The sequence below is a fragment of the Bacillus sp. FSL K6-3200 genome, assembly GCF_038630485.1.
Taxonomy (GTDB): Bacteria; Bacillota; Bacilli; order Bacillales; family Bacillaceae; genus Bacillus; species Bacillus safensis.
In genome coordinates this window covers 1,024,035-1,041,137 of sequence record NZ_CP152032.1, presented here as the reverse complement: position 1 = coordinate 1,041,137, position 17,103 = coordinate 1,024,035, and the positions used below count along the sequence as shown (strand labels likewise).

The window sequence follows — 17,103 nt, the reverse complement described above, 5'->3', positions numbered from 1 at the left end:
GCGGCTCTCTATAAAGAGGCCGCTTTTTCTTATGAATGCTGTTTCTTCACGACATTCCCGCCAATTACTCCGCCAATGACCAGCACCCCTCCGATGAGATGATACCAATCAATCGTTTCGTGTAAAATGAGAACCCCGGCGGCGACCGTGATAAATGCGGATAAATTGTTAAAGATGCTGACCTTTGCCGCTTCAAGCTGAGAGAGTGCATAGTTTGATAAATACGCCGTGAGAAGCGATGAAAGAATGCCTAAAAAGAGCATCGACCATACAAAGGATGCTTCTGTAAATGGACTGAAAAACTCCGGCAATGTGCCATTGATCGAATGCCGGATAAGCGCGGCGGCATTGAAAAAGACAAAGCCAAAGAAGGTCATCACAAAGGTGAGTTCGATCACATGGAAGCGTTTTGTAATCACTCTGGCAAACACACTATATGCACTGGATGACAAGGCTGAAAGTAAAATCAGCACATAGCCGATGAAGTGAGAATGCTTGACATCAATTCCCTTCATGACAAAGAGAAGCATCACCCCGCACACAGAAAGAAAGGTAAACAGTACTTGTATCCATGTCGCACGTTCCTTTAAAAACCAGGCTGCCAGCAGCATCGTCAGAATGGGAATCGTCGCTTGAATGATGCCAGCCTCTGAAGAAGATGTATACATCAATCCCCACACTTGAAAGGCAAAGAACAAAACAGGATAAAGCAAGGAAAACGGTACGATATAAATAAGATCACGCCATTGAATGGATATACGATACTTTTTTCGTAGAAACGGATACAGCAATAGAGCGGCTGCAAAAGAAATGGTAAAGCGGTGTGCCAATAAATCTATTGGGTTTGCTGATTCTAATGCTATTTTGACAAACAAAAAGGAAAAGCCAATGATAGAGGCGTATGCGATCGCGGCAGCATACGCTTTTTGTTTTGACATATTCATAACGTGACTCCTTACATGAGCATGCATGCTTCAAATGAATTGACCGGTTCTGTTCTTCTATCGTAATCGGATCATCTAACGTGTACAATAAGAGAACATGATATCTGTACCGGTACAAGGAGGAAAAGGTGTGAGAAAATATGATCAGCTTGTCTTGAGCTTAAAAGAAAAAATGGATTCTGGTGAGTACAGTGCTGGGATGAAAATTCCATCCATTCGCCACTTAGCGGCTCAATATGCAGTGAGTAAAAGCACTGTCATCAAGGCGCTTGATACATTGGAGCGTGAACACTTGCTGTATTCTGTAGAAAGAAGCGGCTATTATGTTGTGAAAACGAAGCAGCCAGCAGGCAAGCAGGACGGCACATGGATTGATTTTGCTTCATCTGCACCTGATCCCGTTGTGTTTTCATATGTCGATTTCCAGCACTGCATCAACCAAGCGATCGATTTGTATCAAAATGACTTATTTATTTACGGCACAGCCAACGGTTTACCATCACTGCTGCCAGTCATCTCAAAGCGATTAATGGATTATCAAGTGTTTGCTCACCCAGAACAGATCGTCATGACCTCTGGTATTCAGCTCGCTTTATCCATTTTAAGCACCATCCCTTTTCCAAATGGAAAACAAACCATACTAGTCGAACAGCCGGGTTATCACTTATATCTCCAATATTTAGAGAAGAATCAATTACCTGTGCGCGGAATTCAGCGGACGGAAAAAGGGATTGATCTTATCGAATTAGAGCGCATCTTTCGAGAAGAGGAGATTCGTTTTTTCTATACGATGCCAAGATTTCAAAACCCGCTTGGAACGAGTTTATCAAAACGAGAAAAAAGAGCGATTGCATTTCTTGCCGAGAAATATGATGTCTACATTGTTGAGGATGATTATATAGCAGATTTAGAATTCGACACAAAAAGAGACCCGATCTATTCATATGATCAGGCAGGAAAGGTCATTTATTTGAAAAGCTTTTCGAAAATCATTTTTCCGGGGCTTCGAACAGGAGCGGTCGTCTTACCTGAAGAACTGATTAGACCTTTTAGCGAACACAAACGACTGATTGATATCGACAGCTCGATGCTGTCCCAGGCAGCCTTAGAAATATATTTAAAAAGCGGGATGTTTGAGCGGCATAGAGACAGGATGCGGGAGACCTATCGAAACCGCTCCAAGCAGCTCGTAGCAAGTTTAAAAAATGATCAGAGCGCTTATCAACTGGGAGAACAGGAGCCGGCTACCCATACACATGTACGTGTCGACCGGTCGATTCCCATGAACCAGCTCATTCAGCAGCTGAAAAAGGCATCTGTTTCCATTCAGCCAATTGACCGTTATTACCTGTCGGCCTATCAAAAGGAACCCATTCTTCAGCTGAACATCTGGCAGGTGAAAGAAGAGCAGATCACACGCGGAGTCGATCTATTAAAGACGGTATTTCAGCAAAGCACGCGTTATTAAAGGCGGGACAGTATATCACTGCAAGTAAGTCTCTCAACGCTTTCAGCCGCAGCAGACTTTCGTGTGCATACCGCCATTTGGTAGGCAGGGTCAAGTGAATATGTTTGAACAAAGCAAGGCGCTTCATGATCAGGTAATGTCAACGCAGCCTGTCCATCCTCTGACAGACGGGCAGTAAAGGACGACAGCCCATAGGATAATCCTTTTCCAGTCAGCTTGATAAAGGCCTCCTTCATTGACCATAGATGAAAGAAATAGGCTTCCTGCCGTTCTGCCGGCTGTGAGAGTAAATCCTGATACTCATCCGCTGAAAAAAATCGTTTGGCAATCGCCAAATCAATTGGTTTGATTTCCTCAATATCAATCCCAACAGGTGCATCATCTACTGCACAAATGACCCAATTGCCAGAATGAGAAAGATTAAAATGAAAAGAAGGAAGATGCCGGACAACAGGCTTGCCATTGCCCTCAGTTTCAAAAACGATCTGATCCATAGGCAGCTCGTACATATCATGGATCGTTTGACGAACCAGCACTTCACCTAATAAGGTTCTTCTTGCATCGATCAAAAAACGAAAGCGTTCAGCGGCAGCACGCTTTTCAGATGACACAAAGGGTTTCAGACGCTCTATTTGTTGTCGTGCATTGATTTCATCTAAGTGTTGTAATTGGATAGCAAATATCTTCATAACGAACCTCTAATTTTTTACATTGATTGTACCATTGGAGAGTGCCGTGCAAAAGAGTCCATTAACGTAAAAAAGGAAGCGAGCCTCGCTGCTTTACGTCTGTTTCACGATGTGAACACCATTCGGATCAGTTGTATCAACTCCATCATCATCTGTTATGACCACGTTAAGCAGGGAAAGCCGTTCTCCTTTTTGCCAGTGAATGGGCTGATGCAAAGGTGATAGCAGCTGATCAACTTTAGGTGTCTGTGACAAATCAGGAACAGCAATTGTCAGAGCATGCAGCGCATCGTTTCCCTTTTCAATGACATCTGTACGGCGCTGTAATTCAAGCCTTAAACGAAGAGGTGTCGAAAGAAACGTTCTCCGTTCCCCAGCTTGGATTGGCCAGTTTAGTTCTTTAGCTTGTGCAAGCAGTTGATCATATTCTTCGTCTGAGACAAGAAAGCCGATGTGATCAAACAAGACTTTTTTACTATATCCGAATGTGATATTAATCTGACCTTTTCTCATTTCGATGATTCGAAAGGTCGGCTGCTTATCTCTAAAATCATCCCATGTGAACGGGGGATGAAAGGAACCATCCTTTGTGAAACGTCCTTTTACCTCAAAGCCCAGCGAACGATACGTTTGTTCTGTCTCTTCAACAAATGGTGTCCAGTAATGATAGTGGAAAAGCTGCATGAGGTCTCTAACTCCTGTGTGTGAATATTCTGTTTATTAATTTTAACACAAGAAAAGCCATTCTATGATAAGAATGGCTTACTTTCATCTTGTAAGGGTTTGAACAGGTTTCTCTGCTGTTTTTGTAATGAGCAGCTGCAGGAGCCGTGTCGATTGCGGCAAGGAAAAACGCAGGACAAGACCTGTGAAGATAGCAGTCAAAATCGTTCCAATGCCGATCGGTCCACCGAGCATCCATGCAAACAAAAGCACTGTTAACTCAATGCCATTTCGAACCCACTGAACGTTCAGCCCTGTTTTTGCTGAGATGAGCAGCATTAATGAATCCCTTGGCCCAGCGCCAAGATTGGCTGAAACATAAATGCCAACGCCATATCCAGAGACAACAACGCCGGTAATAAACACATATAAAGCCGGTAAATACCCATGTGGCGCAGGTAATATCACATTAAAGAAATCAATAAACACGCCAATCAGCACCATATTCAGTAAAGCGCCGATCTTTGGAAATGATTTCGTAAAAACAGAAGTCAGTGTCACAATGAGTGCACCAATAATAATGGACCATTGTCCAATTGTGAGTCCAAAATGCTGAAACAGCCCGTAGTGGAAAGCGTCCCAAGGACCAATCCCAAGGATCTTCCCTTTCACTGTCAGCGATAGTCCAAAAGCTAGTACGATCAATCCAACAAAATAAAAAAACCAACGTAAAAGATGTTCCCGCTTCAAAAGCATTCCCTTCTTTCTTAAACACTCGATTTCCATCGTAACATACTCTCACACCCCTTTAAATGGCTTTGCTCAATTGTAATCGCTTACTTAAGAAAAGAATTTTTTCGAATCGTAAAGGTCAAAACATCAAAACAAGCAGCAAGACTTTTGGATTGTTTTTTTTGACAAAGCGATCCAATCATTCCCTTTTTTTGAGAGAAAAAGAAAAAAAACCAATATGTGCTGACAAAAAATCATCATTATCCAATTAAAGATTATTTATCTTTTAATAGAAAGGATTGTATGTAATACACATCATAAGACCTGTTTGAGAAGATAGATAGATGAGGAAATATGAGATGAAAAAAGGTTATTTTATTGGAAGAACATAAGTAAATCACTCATTTGGAGATATGTAGTTCGAAATGTCTATTTTTGTCGAAAATAGTTATTTAGTCCTGTTGAGGCTTTTGAAATTTTATTGATATTCTTTACCAAAGTGTGGGAGGTGAACTGGTACATACCATTATGATTTAAAGCAAGTAAAAGGGGATGTCAAAAAATGAACATATTTAAAAGAACGAGTCAATTATTTCTTATATTGGTGCTGATTGCTGGAAATTTATTAACCGTCTCACCACCTGTTACGAAAGCCGCTGGGACGGTGGTTGTCAATAACGCAGATTCCTACATGATTGGAAATGGGAAGCTAGTTCTTTATCAGCTTGATGGGCAAAATCCAACAAACGTAAAGGCTAGTGTACAGGTGAAGGGAATTAATTCGACTGTAGTGAACGGTGTTGCTGTGAATGATCAAGAAAACACTGTGTATGCAACTACGACAGCAAGTGGAGAGCCAGTTCTTTATAAAATAAATGCGACCACTGGACAAGCAGAGCGTGTAGGTGTTTTAGGCGGAAGAGCGCCTAATGCCGTTGTTTATAACGGTAAATATATTCATTCGTATGTGGTTGGTGGAGAACCCTACCTTGCAACGTACGACTTAGCAACTGGTCAAAAAACGGCCAAGAAAATTGTCGGTTATGACGTTGGCCCTGGCATTAGCGGAGACATTGGCGGAGACCTTGTCGTCGATAAGGATGGCTATCTTTGGTTCGCATCTAATACCAGTGGGTCCATTGCGCAAATGAATCCTGAAACAGCTGAAGTCATTCGAGTGATTCCAATCACAAATGCAGATGGTAAACCTATTGAGGGAGGAGTACGAGGAATTAGCTTTTTGCCAAATGGACAAATGCTATTACAATCAGGAAAAGATGACTCTATTGGTCATTCTACTCTTTTTACACTTGATGCGAAAACATTAAGTACAACATATATGGGCACTGCAGGTGATTCATTATCTTACGACTTAGCTTCAAGGGTGAAGCCTGAATTCGATCCATATCCTCCTAACCTTGAATCAGAAAAATCGGTTGCTTTACAGAAAAAAGCAGAAGGCAACACAGATGAAAAGAATCCAGAAGTAGGCGACACTTTGCTTTATACAATTAGAGCAAAAAATACGGTGCAATACGGCGTTCTTAAGAATCTGACCATATCAGATAATCTTCCGAGTGGTTTAACGTATGTTTCTGGATCTCTTAAGGTAGACGGTACAAGCGTAACTGATGCCAAAGATCAAGACAAAGGTGATTATACAAACGGCACTGTTACAGGTCAAATAGGTGATGTGAAAGACACTGATTGGCACACCGTGACATTTGAAGCGAAAGTAGCAAAAGGTCAAGCTGGCAAGGATATTCAAAATACAGCGAATGTCGAAGGGGATAATATACCACCAGACAAACCAACAACAGAAATAGAAATTTATCCGCGTGATCCAAAGCTTGAATCAGAAAAATCAGCGGTCTTACAGAAAAAAGCAGAAGGTAATACAGATGAGAAACATCCAGAAGTAGGCGACACATTACTGTATACCATTCAAGCCCGTAACGCTATTGAAGATAGCGTGATTGAAGATCTTGTGATTTCTGACAAGTTACCTCAAGGATTATCTTATGTACCAAATTCACTTCAAGTAGATGGAAATCCAGTCACAGATGTAAAAGATGACGACAACGGTGATATGACAGATGGAACTGTCACTGGAACGTTCGGTGAAGTGAAAGATGTGAAATGGCATACCTTGACGTTTGAAGTCATAGTTGAAAAAGGTCAGGCAGGCAAAGACATTCAAAATACAGCCAATGTCACAACCGGCAACACACCGCCAGACAAGCCGACAACGAATATAGAAATCTATCCTCGTGACCCGAAGCTGACTTCTGAAAAATCAGCCGTCTTGCAGAAAAAAGCAGATGGTAATACAGATGAGAAGCATCCAGAGGTCGGTGACACCCTTCTTTATACAATTAAAACAAAAAATACGATAGAAGACAGTCTCGTTGAAAACTTAGTGATTTCGGATGAACTGCCAGAAGGATTAGCATATGTGCCGAATTCACTTAAGGTAGATGGACAAGCGGTGACAGATGAGCAAGATCAAGACAATGGTGATGTCACAAACAGAACCATTTCAGGACAATTCGGTGACATTAAGGATATCGATTGGCATACCGTGACGTTTGAGGTCACGATTGAAAAAGGACAGTCTGGTAAAGACATTCAAAATACAGCGAGTGTCACAGGCGAAAACACGCCGCCAGACAAACCAACAACAGAAATAGAAATTTATCCGCGTGATCCAAAGCTTGAATCAGAAAAATCAGCGGTCTTACAGAAAAAAGCAGAAGGTAACACAGATGAGAAGCACCCAGAAGTAGGGGACACCCTTCTTTATACGATTAAAACAAAGAACACGATAGAAGACAGTCTTGTTGAAAATCTAGTGATCTCAGATCAATTACCAAAAGGGCTGGAGTATGTCGCTGGTTCTCTTGAGATTGATGGAGAATCCGTCACAGATGTGAAAGATGACGATAACGGTGACTACACAGATGGAAAGGTCACGGGTTATTTTGGCGATGTGAAGGACACGGACTGGCACACTGTGACGTTTGAAGTGACAGTTGAAAAGGGACAGGCTGGTCAAGACATTCAAAATACAGCTGAAGTAACAGGCGAAAACACACCGCCAGATGAGCCAACAACAGAAATAGAAATTTATCCGCGTGATCCAAAGCTTGAATCAGAAAAATCAGCGGTCTTACAGAAAAAAGCAGAAGGTAACACAGATAAAAAGACACCACAGGTAGGCGATACCCTTCTCTACACGATTAAAACAAAAAATAGTGTAGAAGACAGCATCGTCAAAAATTTAGTCATCACGGATCAACTGCCAGAAGGTCTTGAATACGTCGAAGGATCATTAAAAGTAGATGATCAAGCTGTCACAGATGCAAAAGATGACGACAACGGAGACTACACAAAAGGCACAGTAACCGGTCAATTTGGCGATATCAAAGATACGGACTGGCATACGATTACTTTTGAAGCGAAGATCGCTAAAGGTCAAGCGGATAAAAGTATTCAAAACACAGCGAAAGTAACAGGCGAAAACACACCGCCAGATGAGCCGACAACCGAAACAAACATTGATCCAAGAGATCCAAAACTTGAATCAGAAAAAACATCTGAGATTGCTCAAAAAGCAGAGGGCAATACAAATGAAAAACAAGTCCAAGTAGGCGACACCCTTCTTTACACCATCAAAACAAAAAATAGTGTAGAAGACAGCATCGTCAAAAATTTAGTCATCACGGATCAACTGCCAGAAGGTCTTGAATACGTCGAAGGTTCACTAAAAGTAGATGATCAAGCTGTCACAGATGCAAAAGATGACGACAACGGAGACTACACAAAAGGCACAGTAACCGGTCAATTTGGCGATATCAAAGATACGGACTGGCATACGATTACTTTTGAAGCGAAGATCGCTAAAGGTCAAGCGGATAAAAGTATTCAAAACACAGCGAAAGTAACAGGCGAAAACACACCGCCAGATGAGCCGACAACCGAAACAAACATTGATCCAAGAGATCCAAAACTTGAATCAGAAAAAACATCTGAGATTGCTCAAAAAGCAGAGGGCAATACAAATGAAAAACAAGTCCAAGTAGGCGACACCCTTCTTTACACTATCAAAACAAAAAATAGTGTAGAAGACAGCATCGTCAAAAATTTAGTCATCACGGATCAACTGCCAGAAGGTCTTGAATACGTCGAAGGTTCACTAAAAGTAGATGATCAAGCTGTCACAGATGCAAAAGATGACGACAACGGAGACTACACAAAAGGCACAGTAACCGGTCAATTTGGCGATATCAAAGATACGGACTGGCATACGATTACTTTTGAAGCGAAGATCGCTAAAGGTCAAGCGGATAAAAGTATTCAAAACACAGCGAAAGTAACAGGCGAAAACACACCGCCAGATGAGCCGACAACCGAAACAAACATTGATCCAAGAGATCCAAAACTTGAATCAGAAAAAACATCTGAGATTGCTCAAAAAGCAGAGGGCAATACAAATGAAAAACAAGTCCAAGTAGGCGACACCCTTCTTTACACTATCAAAACAAAAAATAGTGTAGAAGACAGCATCGTCAAAGATCTAGTCATTGTCGATCAACTGCCAGAAGGTCTTGAATATGTCGAAGGATCATTAAAAGTAGATGATCAAGCTGTCACAGATGCAAAAGATGACGACAACGGAGACTACACAAAAGGCACAGTAACCGGTCAGTTTGGTGATATCAAAGATACGGACTGGCATACAGTGACGTTTGAAGCGAAAGTTGCTAAAGGATCTGAAGGTAAAACCATTCAAAATATCGCAGTTGTGAAGGGTGAGAATGTGGATGAACCAGACAAACCTGAAAACTCAACAACGGTAGAACCGCCGCATGTGCCAGAGGTGCCAGGGAATCCCGAACAGCCTTCTCATTCAGAACCAGATACACCTGGTCATCATCTTCCGAACACTGCAACAGCGATGTACAACATTTTACTAGTCGGATTTGCACTCGTATTAATAGGTGCGGCCCTTATTGTATGGAAAAGAAGAAAAAGAAACGGGTAATCGTCCATGGTTCAAAAAATCATCTCGGCGACACTGATCACAGCAGGTATTTGTCTTGTGATGATAGGATATATGACGATCGTTGATGGGCAAAGGCAAGTAGATCAATCTTTCCAGTCTGCGCAAGCAGCCATCCAGCAAAAGGGGGCGACGGATTCCCCTTTTGTGCCAAAGGCTGGTGAAATCATTGGGCTCTTGCACATTCCAAAGTTAAATGCTGAGTTACCAATTGTAGAAGGAACGGATGCGGAGGATTTGGCAAAGGGTGTTGGTCATTACCACGAGAGCTATTTACCTAATGAACAAGGACAAATCGTTTTATCTGGGCATCGTGATACTGTGTTTAGACGAACAGGAGAACTGGTGAAAGGGGATCAACTCGTCATTGAGCTTTCATACGGTCAATTTACCTATGAAATTGAGAAAACAAAGATTGTGAAAAAAGATGATCAAAGTATTATTACACTTCAACAGGAAAAGGAAGAACTTGTTCTCACCACATGTTATCCTTTTTCTTTCATTGGTCCTGCACCAAATAGGTATATCATATATGGGAAGCGTGTTTAGCACTGGATCAGCCTGCAACTTATCCTTTCCATAACCGATTGAAGCGCTTTATTCCTTGATAAAGAGGGAATTGCTTATATCTAGAGATGCAGGAGGGGGTCAATTTGTTAAATCAAGGCTATGTAAGATATATAGATAACGTCGGAAGAATTGTTCTGCCGACAGATATAAGAAAACGGTTGAAAATTCATCCGCGCGATTTTATGGAAATTTATCGAGAAGAAGACCAAATTGTCATAAAGCCATATTGGCAGGACAAACCCTGTATCGTCACAGGGGAAGTGACAAACTCCAACAAAGTGCTATCGGGTGGAGTGGTTATCAGTCCAGAGGGAGCGAGACTGCTCCTTCAAGACTTACTGGCACTTCGCCTTCAAAAAGAGATATAAAAAAAGGCTGTCCTCACCACGTGAGAACAGCCTTTTTTCATCATACTGGATTCAAAATCCGGTTTAAGAATTGTTTTGTTCGTTCTTCCTTTGGTCGTTTGAAGATTTCTTCTGGAGGACCTTGTTCGACGATGACGCCGCCATCAATAAAAATCACTTCGTCTGCTACTTCCTGAGCAAACTTGATTTCATGTGTGACAACTGCCATGGTCCAGCCTTCCTTCGCTAGATCCTTCATGACCTTTAAGACTTCCCCGACAAGCTCAGGGTCAAGCGCAGAGGTAGGTTCATCAAAAAGCATAAGCTCTGGCTGAATGGCAAGTGCACGGGCAATCCCAACACGCTGCTTTTGACCGCCTGACAGCTGGAATGGATACAGGTCTTTTTTATCTTCAAGACCGACCTTTTGCAAGAGCTGAATGGCTTCTTTTCGAACCATTTCCTTTGGACGGCGCTGCACCTGAACAGGGCCTTCCATCACATTTTCAAGCACTGTGCGGTGAGGAAACAGGTGATAATCCTGAAACACCATTCCTGATTTCCGGCGAAGCTTCAGCAGATCAGCTGATTTATTTTTTTTCGAAAAATCAATCGAGAAATCATCGAAGGTAAAGGAGCCGCCATTTGGTATTTCAAGTGCATTTAAACAGCGAAGCATCGTTGTTTTCCCTGAGCCAGATGGACCAAGAATCGCCACAACCTGCCCTTTGTTGATCGAAAAATCAATCGACTTTAAAATCTCATTTTCCCCAAAGGATTTCTTTAAGCCTTTGACTGTTAGCATGTCGTTCCCTCCTTACCTTGCGACATATCGATCAAGTCGTTTTTCAATTTGATGCTGAACGAGCGATAGAATGAAGCAGAATACCCAATAGATCAGGGCTGCTTCCATATAAATGAACAATATTTGATCCAAGTTCGCCGCAGCAATTTCCTGTGATTTACGGAACATCTCTGCCACAAGAATTTGGGAGGCAAGGGATGTATCCTTCACCAAACTAATGAATGAATTAGACAATGGCGGAATTGATACACGCACAGCCTGCGGTAAAATGACGCGGACGAGCGTTTTGCGATGCGTCATTCCGATTGAATAACCAGCTTCCCATTGTCCTTTTGGAACAGAAAGGACGGATGCACGGATAATTTCCGACGCATACGCACCTACGTTTAATGAAAAAGCAATAATGGCACTTGGATATGGATCCAGTGTGATATTAAATGTCGGAAAGAAATAGAAAATAATAAACAATTGCACAAAAAGCGGCGTTCCGCGAACGGCCGACACATAGATGGAGAAGATCCATCTGAGGGCTTTCATTTTAGACATTCTAGCAAGAGCTGTCACAAGCGCGATAAAAATACCAATAATAAAGGCAATGATGGCGAGGGGAATTGTATAATAAATCCCCTGCATCACCATTGGCCAAAAAGATTGCTGAAGAAGATCCCAAGGAATGACGACTCCTAGGATATTATTTTGTAACATCTTCACCAAACCATTTCTTAGAAATCTTAGCGAGTGTACCGTCTTTCTTCATTTCTTTTAATGCGCCATTCACTTTGTCAACGACTTCGCCGCTGCCTTTTCTGAATGCGAAATACGTTTCTTGAGGATCTCCTGTTTCAAATGCAACTTTTAGGTTTTTGTTACCGCTTGTTTTCAAGTAATTCAATACAGCCAATTTGTCATTGAACGTTAGATCAGCACGTCCCTGCTGAATCAATTGAATAGATTGTGCAAGACCTTCAACGCCTTCAATCTTAGCGCCAGCATCTGTTGCTAGTTTATTGTAGTTACTTGTTAACGATTGTGCTGCTTTTTTGCCTTTGACATCAGATAGTTTCTTGATGTCGTTGTTATCTGATTTTGTCACAACAATAGCTTGAGATGTCGTGTATTTATCAGAGAAATCATATTGGTTTTCACGTCCAGTTTTCCCAACTTGGTTCGCTACCACGTCAAAACGTTTTGCATTCAGTCCAGCAAACATACTGTCCCATTGTGTTTCTTTGAATTCAGGTTTTAAGTCAAGGCGTTTTGCTACTTCTGTGATGACTTCTACATCATAGCCAGTTAATTTATCTGTCTTTTTGTCATGGAAGGTGAAAGGAGCATAAGTTCCCTCTGTTCCGATGGTTAATACACCTTTATCCTGAATGGATTTCCAAAGGTCGCCTGATTCCTTAGACCCAGATTGTTTATTCGCGTTGTCGCTTGCACCAGATCCACATGCAGTGATCAATGCAACACAAACGCCTAAAATAATGGCAAAGAACATTTTTCTCATTTTATTCCCCACTTTTCTTGTTGGTATTTACAACATATGATCTTACAGAGAAGCAACCTAAAAGTAAAGCATTTGAAACTAGCTTGAGCGAATCTCACCAACTTTATGCCCTCAAACGGTCGAACGGACAAACGATAGAACTATACCCAAGTTAAAAGGTGAATAAAACAAAACGCAAGTTCAAATGTTGATTAAGATGGTTTGATTGGTGTGAACGTTAGATAGACGATTTAATGGTAAAATATGCTATGATCATCACAACGAAATTTTCCAATCGATTCAATTGACTTCTAAGTAACAAAAGGGAAGTGTGAACATTTGCATACATCGAAACAAAAACCTGTCATGATCTTAATACACGAAATATACGGAATAAATGATCATATGAAGAGTATGATCCATTATTTCGACAAAGCTGGTTTTGAGGTTTATTGTCCTCATTTATTGGGACAGGCTAAGTACTTCCCTTATGTCAGTGAAAATGAGGCTTACGGCTACTTTATGAATAAAGTTGGTTTTGATGAGCCAGTAAAGAGTGTGCTGAATCTGGCAAAAGAGCTAAAAACGAAGAATGCCGCGATAGATATATTTCTGCTAGGTTTTAGTGTGGGGGCAACAATTGCCTGGCGATGCAGCCAAAATGATCAGCTGTTTACCGGAATCATTGGATTTTATGGTTCGAGAATCAGAGATGACGTCGATCTTGCGCCTGCCTGCAAAACGCTGTTATTTTTCCCGGAGATCGAAGCATCCTTTCATCCCAAGGAGATTGCGAGTGTTTTGGAGAAAAAGGAAAAGCTTTGCGTGACAATAGTAGAGGGAGAGCATGGATTCGCCAATCCATATTCTGCGGCCTTTCACGCTGAATCTAAAAAGCGCTGCTTTCAGGAAATAGATGAATTTATCAAAGTGTGTTTGTTAAAAGCAGAATGACTTGTGACTAAAGTGATCATAAGAACTGTCTAAAATGAGACTCGAAAAGAATGAAACGAAACCAGTGTGCAACGATAAAGTTTCATGCTGGTTTTTTTGTGCAATATTTTAGATATATGGCATCCTATTAAATGACCAGATCCACCACATAGTTGTGCGAACATTACTAAAATAAAGACTTTGAGACAGTGACCATAGAAGGAAGCATATTTATTATAAAAGATGTATAATTAATAGGTTGTTTTGAAAATGGAATGAATCACATGGAGACATGTTTTGATAACAGAGCATCTTAGAAGAAGGAGGGCATCATTGTGGATGTTGGACAAAATCAGCCTGAACAATTGAAAAGGGCGATGACCTCCCGCCATTTATTTATGATTTCACTTGGCGGTGTCATTGGGACAGGCTTTTTCTTAGGAACGGGCTATACGATTGGACAAGCAGGGCCGGTCGGAGCCGTTCTTTCATATATTGTGGGCGGATTGATCATGTATTTAACCATGCTGTGTCTTGGGGAGCTGTCTGTTGCACTTCCTGTGTCGGGGTCGTTTCATACGTATGCGACGAAATTTGTCAGCCCGGCAGCTGGTTTTGCTGTCGGCTGGATTTATTGGCTCGGCTGGGCGGCAACGGTCGCTCTTGAGTTCTTATCAGCAGGGCAGCTGATGAGGCGCTGGCTCCCGCAAGTGGATGTGTGGATTTGGTGTCTCATATTCGGACTCTGTCTTTTCTTATTAAATGCCCGGTCGGCGAAAGCGTTCGGGGAGTCGGAGTTTTTCTTTTCCACCATTAAGATTATTGCGATTTTACTCTTTATTGGCGTAGGCGGAGCGGCGATGTTTGGGTTTATTGATACAACGAGCGGTGAACCCGCCCCTTACTTCAGCCATTTTGTGAATGACGGGCTGTTTCCAAATGGACTGCTTGCCGTTGTGGTCACGATGATCACGGTGAATTTTTCGTTTCAAGGAACCGAGCTGATCGGGATTGCGGCAGGAGAAAGTGAAAACCCTGAGAAAACCGTTCCCCGTTCGATCCATCAAACCGTATGGCGTACACTTGTCTTTTTCGTCTTATCTATTTTCGTTTTAGCGGGTATGGTGCCTTGGAAGGAAGCCAGTGTGCTGCAAAGCCCATTTGTTACTGTGTTTGAGAGAACGGGCATTCCTTTTGCGGCAGACATCATGAACTTTGTCATTATCATTGCTTTATTATCTGTTGCGAACTCTGGCTTGTATGCATCGACGAGAATGCTGTATTCCTTATCGAAAGAAGGAATGGCAGGAAAAGCATTTAGACGCGTCAATCAGCGCGGTATTCCGATGAATGCCTTACTGCTCACCTTCCTGTTTACAGGGATTTCGCTGTTATCCGGGTTCTTTGCAGAGAAAACGGTATTTGCTTGGATCGTGTCCATTGCCGGCATGAGTGCACAGACAGGCTGGATCACGATTACATTATCACAGCTTCTTTTCCGTAGAAAATATTTGAAAGCAGGCGGAAAGCTGGAAAACTTAAAATTTAAAACCCCTCTCTATCCAGTGCTGCCGATCATTGCGATCACACTGAACACCATCGTGTTAGTCAGCCTTGCCTTTGATCAAGAGCAGCGCATCGGGCTATATGTCGGCGTACCGCTCATGATCATTGGGTATGTTGTCTATCACCGCTATGTGAAAAAGCATCAGGCACAAAGCGAGCCGCTGAAGCTGCAAATCCATGGAGATGACGAGATTCGGTTTTAAACCATAAAAAAGAAGCCAACCTAATCGGGAGGCTTCTTTTTTTGATTTAATGAACGCCTTTCATCGCTTTCTTAATCACTGGTGTAAGTAATAGCATCACACCGCATAAAACGATGGCAAGGAATCCGATGATACCGAAATAGACGGTTTCTGGCACTTTATCAAACAGTTTGACTACTTGCGCATTGATCGCCTGTGCCATCGCATTTGAAAGGAACCAAAGGCTCATCGTTTGCGCTGAGAAGGCAGCAGGTGCCAGCTTTGTTGTCGCTGACAATCCAACTGGTGATAAGCAGAGCTCTCCGATCACGACGAGGAAGAAGCTCAGAACGAGCCATAATGGGCTCACAAGTGTGTTCGGGCCTGACATGTATGCAGGAATGATCATGATGATGAAGGATAACCCTGCAAACAAAAGACCGAGTGAGAACTTAATCGGGGTAGACGGCTGTTTCTTCCCGAGTCTGACCCATAACCAAGCAAACACTGGAGACAGCAGCACAATAAAGATTGGGTTCAATGATTGGAACCACGAAGAGGCTAATGTCATCCCAAGGAAATTCAAGTTTGTTCGTTGATCTGCATATGTCGCTAAAATGTTTGAGCCCTGTTCTTGAATCGCCCAAAACATCACAGCAGCAAGGAACAATGGAATATAAGCGAGGACCCTGGATTGCTCCACTGCGCTCGTCTTTTTACTGAAATACATGATAATGAAATAAACAATCGGAATGAGTACACCAAGGGCACTGACAAACCAAGTGAATAGATTAATTGTGAGTGCGCCTGTTTGAATGCCAATGACAGCAAAAACCGCGAGCAAAATCACAACCAATGATCCGTAAATTTTGAAGTTCTTACGTTCGGAAGCTGATAACGGATTTGTCACATAAGTACCGGCAAGACCAAGGTTCGGTTTTTTTGTGATGACAAATGTAATGAGTCCAACAAGCATTCCAACGGCAGCGAGTGAGAACCCGAGGTGGAAATTCACTTTTTGACCGAGTGTTCCGACAATTAATGGGGAGATAAAGCCACCCATGTTGATTCCCATGTAGAAAATACTAAAGCCAGAGTCCCTGCGTGGGTCTGTTTTTGTATACAGGTCGCCAACAATGTTTGAAACATTTGGCTTGAGAAGACCTGTCCCGATAATAATCAGTCCCATACTAATAAAGAGCGCTGTTGCTCCGCTTGGCAAAGCCAAAATCACGTGGCCAAGCATAATGAAAACTCCGCCATAAAAGACCGTACTGGATGATCCAAATACCCGGTCGGCGAGCCATCCGCCAATAACGCCTGACATATAAACAAGTGCACCGTAAACAGACATGATCGAATTGGCTGTCGTCTGGTCAAAGCCTAGACCGCCTTTTGTCACCTCTGTGTACATATAATAAATAAGCAGTGCACGCATGCCGTAATAGGAGAAACGCTCCCAAAATTCAGTGAAAAACAGTGTGTAAAGTCCTTTAGGATGTCCAAAAAACCCTTTTTGAGGAACACTTTTAACAATTTTATCGTGGTCAATTGTAGACATGGCATAGATCCTTTCTTAAAAAAAGAGATATGAGAAAAATGATATTCTTGTATAGTTCTTGTGTCAATATAAAACTATTCTAAAACAGGAAAATG

General features: G+C 42.1%; 14 protein-coding genes. 6 read left to right on the top strand and 8 right to left on the bottom strand.

Annotated features, from left to right (window positions below; translation table 11 throughout):
* Nucleotides 1-29: 29 nt before the first annotated feature.
* A complete protein-coding gene (locus tag MHI60_RS05375) occupies nt 30-944 on the bottom strand; it encodes a DMT family transporter (protein WP_095407721.1) in 915 nt (304 codons plus the stop codon).
* 130 nt (nt 945-1,074) lie between these two features.
* On the opposite strand from MHI60_RS05375, the gene MHI60_RS05370 reads away from it, so the two are divergent.
* On the top strand, nt 1,075-2,412 hold the full coding sequence (locus MHI60_RS05370; RefSeq protein ID WP_144473067.1) for a PLP-dependent aminotransferase family protein: 1,338 nt from the start codon (nt 1,075-1,077) through the stop codon (nt 2,410-2,412).
* Here the strand turns inward: MHI60_RS05370 and MHI60_RS05365 are convergent.
* The 3 genes from MHI60_RS05365 to MHI60_RS05355 all read right to left on the bottom strand — a co-directional run bounded on the left by MHI60_RS05365 (nt 2,409) and on the right by MHI60_RS05355 (nt 4,514).
* Complete coding sequence (locus MHI60_RS05365) at nt 2,409-3,101, bottom strand: 4'-phosphopantetheinyl transferase superfamily protein (protein ID WP_144473065.1); 693 nt, start codon at nt 3,099-3,101, stop codon at nt 2,409-2,411. The two genes, MHI60_RS05370 and MHI60_RS05365, sit on opposite strands and share 4 nt — an antisense overlap.
* Nucleotides 3,102-3,194: 93 nt before the next feature.
* Entirely contained in the window at nt 3,195-3,785 is a 591-nt protein-coding gene (locus MHI60_RS05360; protein WP_144473063.1) for a hypothetical protein, read from the bottom strand.
* Between the two features lie 84 nt (nt 3,786-3,869).
* Nucleotides 3,870-4,514: a YitT family protein gene (locus MHI60_RS05355; RefSeq protein ID WP_095407726.1), complete on the bottom strand. Its 645-nt coding sequence runs from the start codon at nt 4,512-4,514 to the stop codon at nt 3,870-3,872.
* A gap of 544 nt (nt 4,515-5,058) precedes the next feature.
* On the opposite strand from MHI60_RS05355, the gene MHI60_RS05350 reads away from it, so the two are divergent.
* From MHI60_RS05350 to MHI60_RS05340, 3 genes are all read left to right on the top strand, one after another.
* A complete protein-coding gene (locus MHI60_RS05350; protein WP_342502674.1) occupies nt 5,059-9,540 on the top strand; it encodes an isopeptide-forming domain-containing fimbrial protein in 4,482 nt (1,493 codons plus the stop codon).
* Between the two features lie 6 nt (nt 9,541-9,546).
* Entirely contained in the window at nt 9,547-10,107 is a 561-nt protein-coding gene (locus MHI60_RS05345) for a class D sortase (RefSeq protein WP_025093656.1), read from the top strand.
* 104 nt (nt 10,108-10,211) lie between these two features.
* Entirely contained in the window at nt 10,212-10,496 is a 285-nt protein-coding gene (locus tag MHI60_RS05340; protein ID WP_111289658.1) for an AbrB/MazE/SpoVT family DNA-binding domain-containing protein, read from the top strand.
* Between the two features lie 40 nt (nt 10,497-10,536).
* On the opposite strand, the gene MHI60_RS05335 is transcribed toward MHI60_RS05340, so the two are convergent.
* Genes MHI60_RS05335 through tcyA form a run of 3 tightly spaced genes read right to left on the bottom strand, consistent with a single transcriptional unit; the run spans nt 10,537 to nt 12,787 of the window.
* Nucleotides 10,537-11,280, bottom strand: a complete 744-nt coding sequence (locus MHI60_RS05335) for an amino acid ABC transporter ATP-binding protein (protein WP_041089051.1) — start codon at nt 11,278-11,280, stop codon at nt 10,537-10,539.
* Nucleotides 11,281-11,292: 12 nt separating this feature from the next.
* The gene (locus tag MHI60_RS05330) at nt 11,293-11,985 is read right to left on the bottom strand and encodes an amino acid ABC transporter permease (RefSeq protein WP_024427294.1); all 693 of its coding nucleotides are present in this window, start codon (nt 11,983-11,985) and stop codon (nt 11,293-11,295) included.
* The gene (gene tcyA / locus MHI60_RS05325) at nt 11,972-12,787 is read right to left on the bottom strand and encodes a cystine ABC transporter substrate-binding lipoprotein TcyA (RefSeq protein ID WP_095407730.1); all 816 of its coding nucleotides are present in this window, start codon (nt 12,785-12,787) and stop codon (nt 11,972-11,974) included. The genes MHI60_RS05330 and tcyA overlap by 14 nt, the downstream gene beginning before the upstream one ends.
* Nucleotides 12,788-13,105: 318 nt before the next feature.
* On the opposite strand from tcyA, the gene MHI60_RS05320 reads away from it, so the two are divergent.
* A complete protein-coding gene (locus MHI60_RS05320; protein ID WP_144473059.1) occupies nt 13,106-13,720 on the top strand; it encodes a dienelactone hydrolase family protein in 615 nt (204 codons plus the stop codon).
* 356 nt (nt 13,721-14,076) lie between these two features.
* A complete protein-coding gene (locus tag MHI60_RS05315) occupies nt 14,077-15,468 on the top strand; it encodes an amino acid permease (protein ID WP_047202728.1) in 1,392 nt (463 codons plus the stop codon).
* 46 nt (nt 15,469-15,514) lie between these two features.
* On the opposite strand, the gene MHI60_RS05310 is transcribed toward MHI60_RS05315, so the two are convergent.
* A complete protein-coding gene (locus MHI60_RS05310; protein WP_144473057.1) occupies nt 15,515-17,008 on the bottom strand; it encodes a peptide MFS transporter in 1,494 nt (497 codons plus the stop codon).
* Nucleotides 17,009-17,103 lie beyond the last annotated feature (95 nt).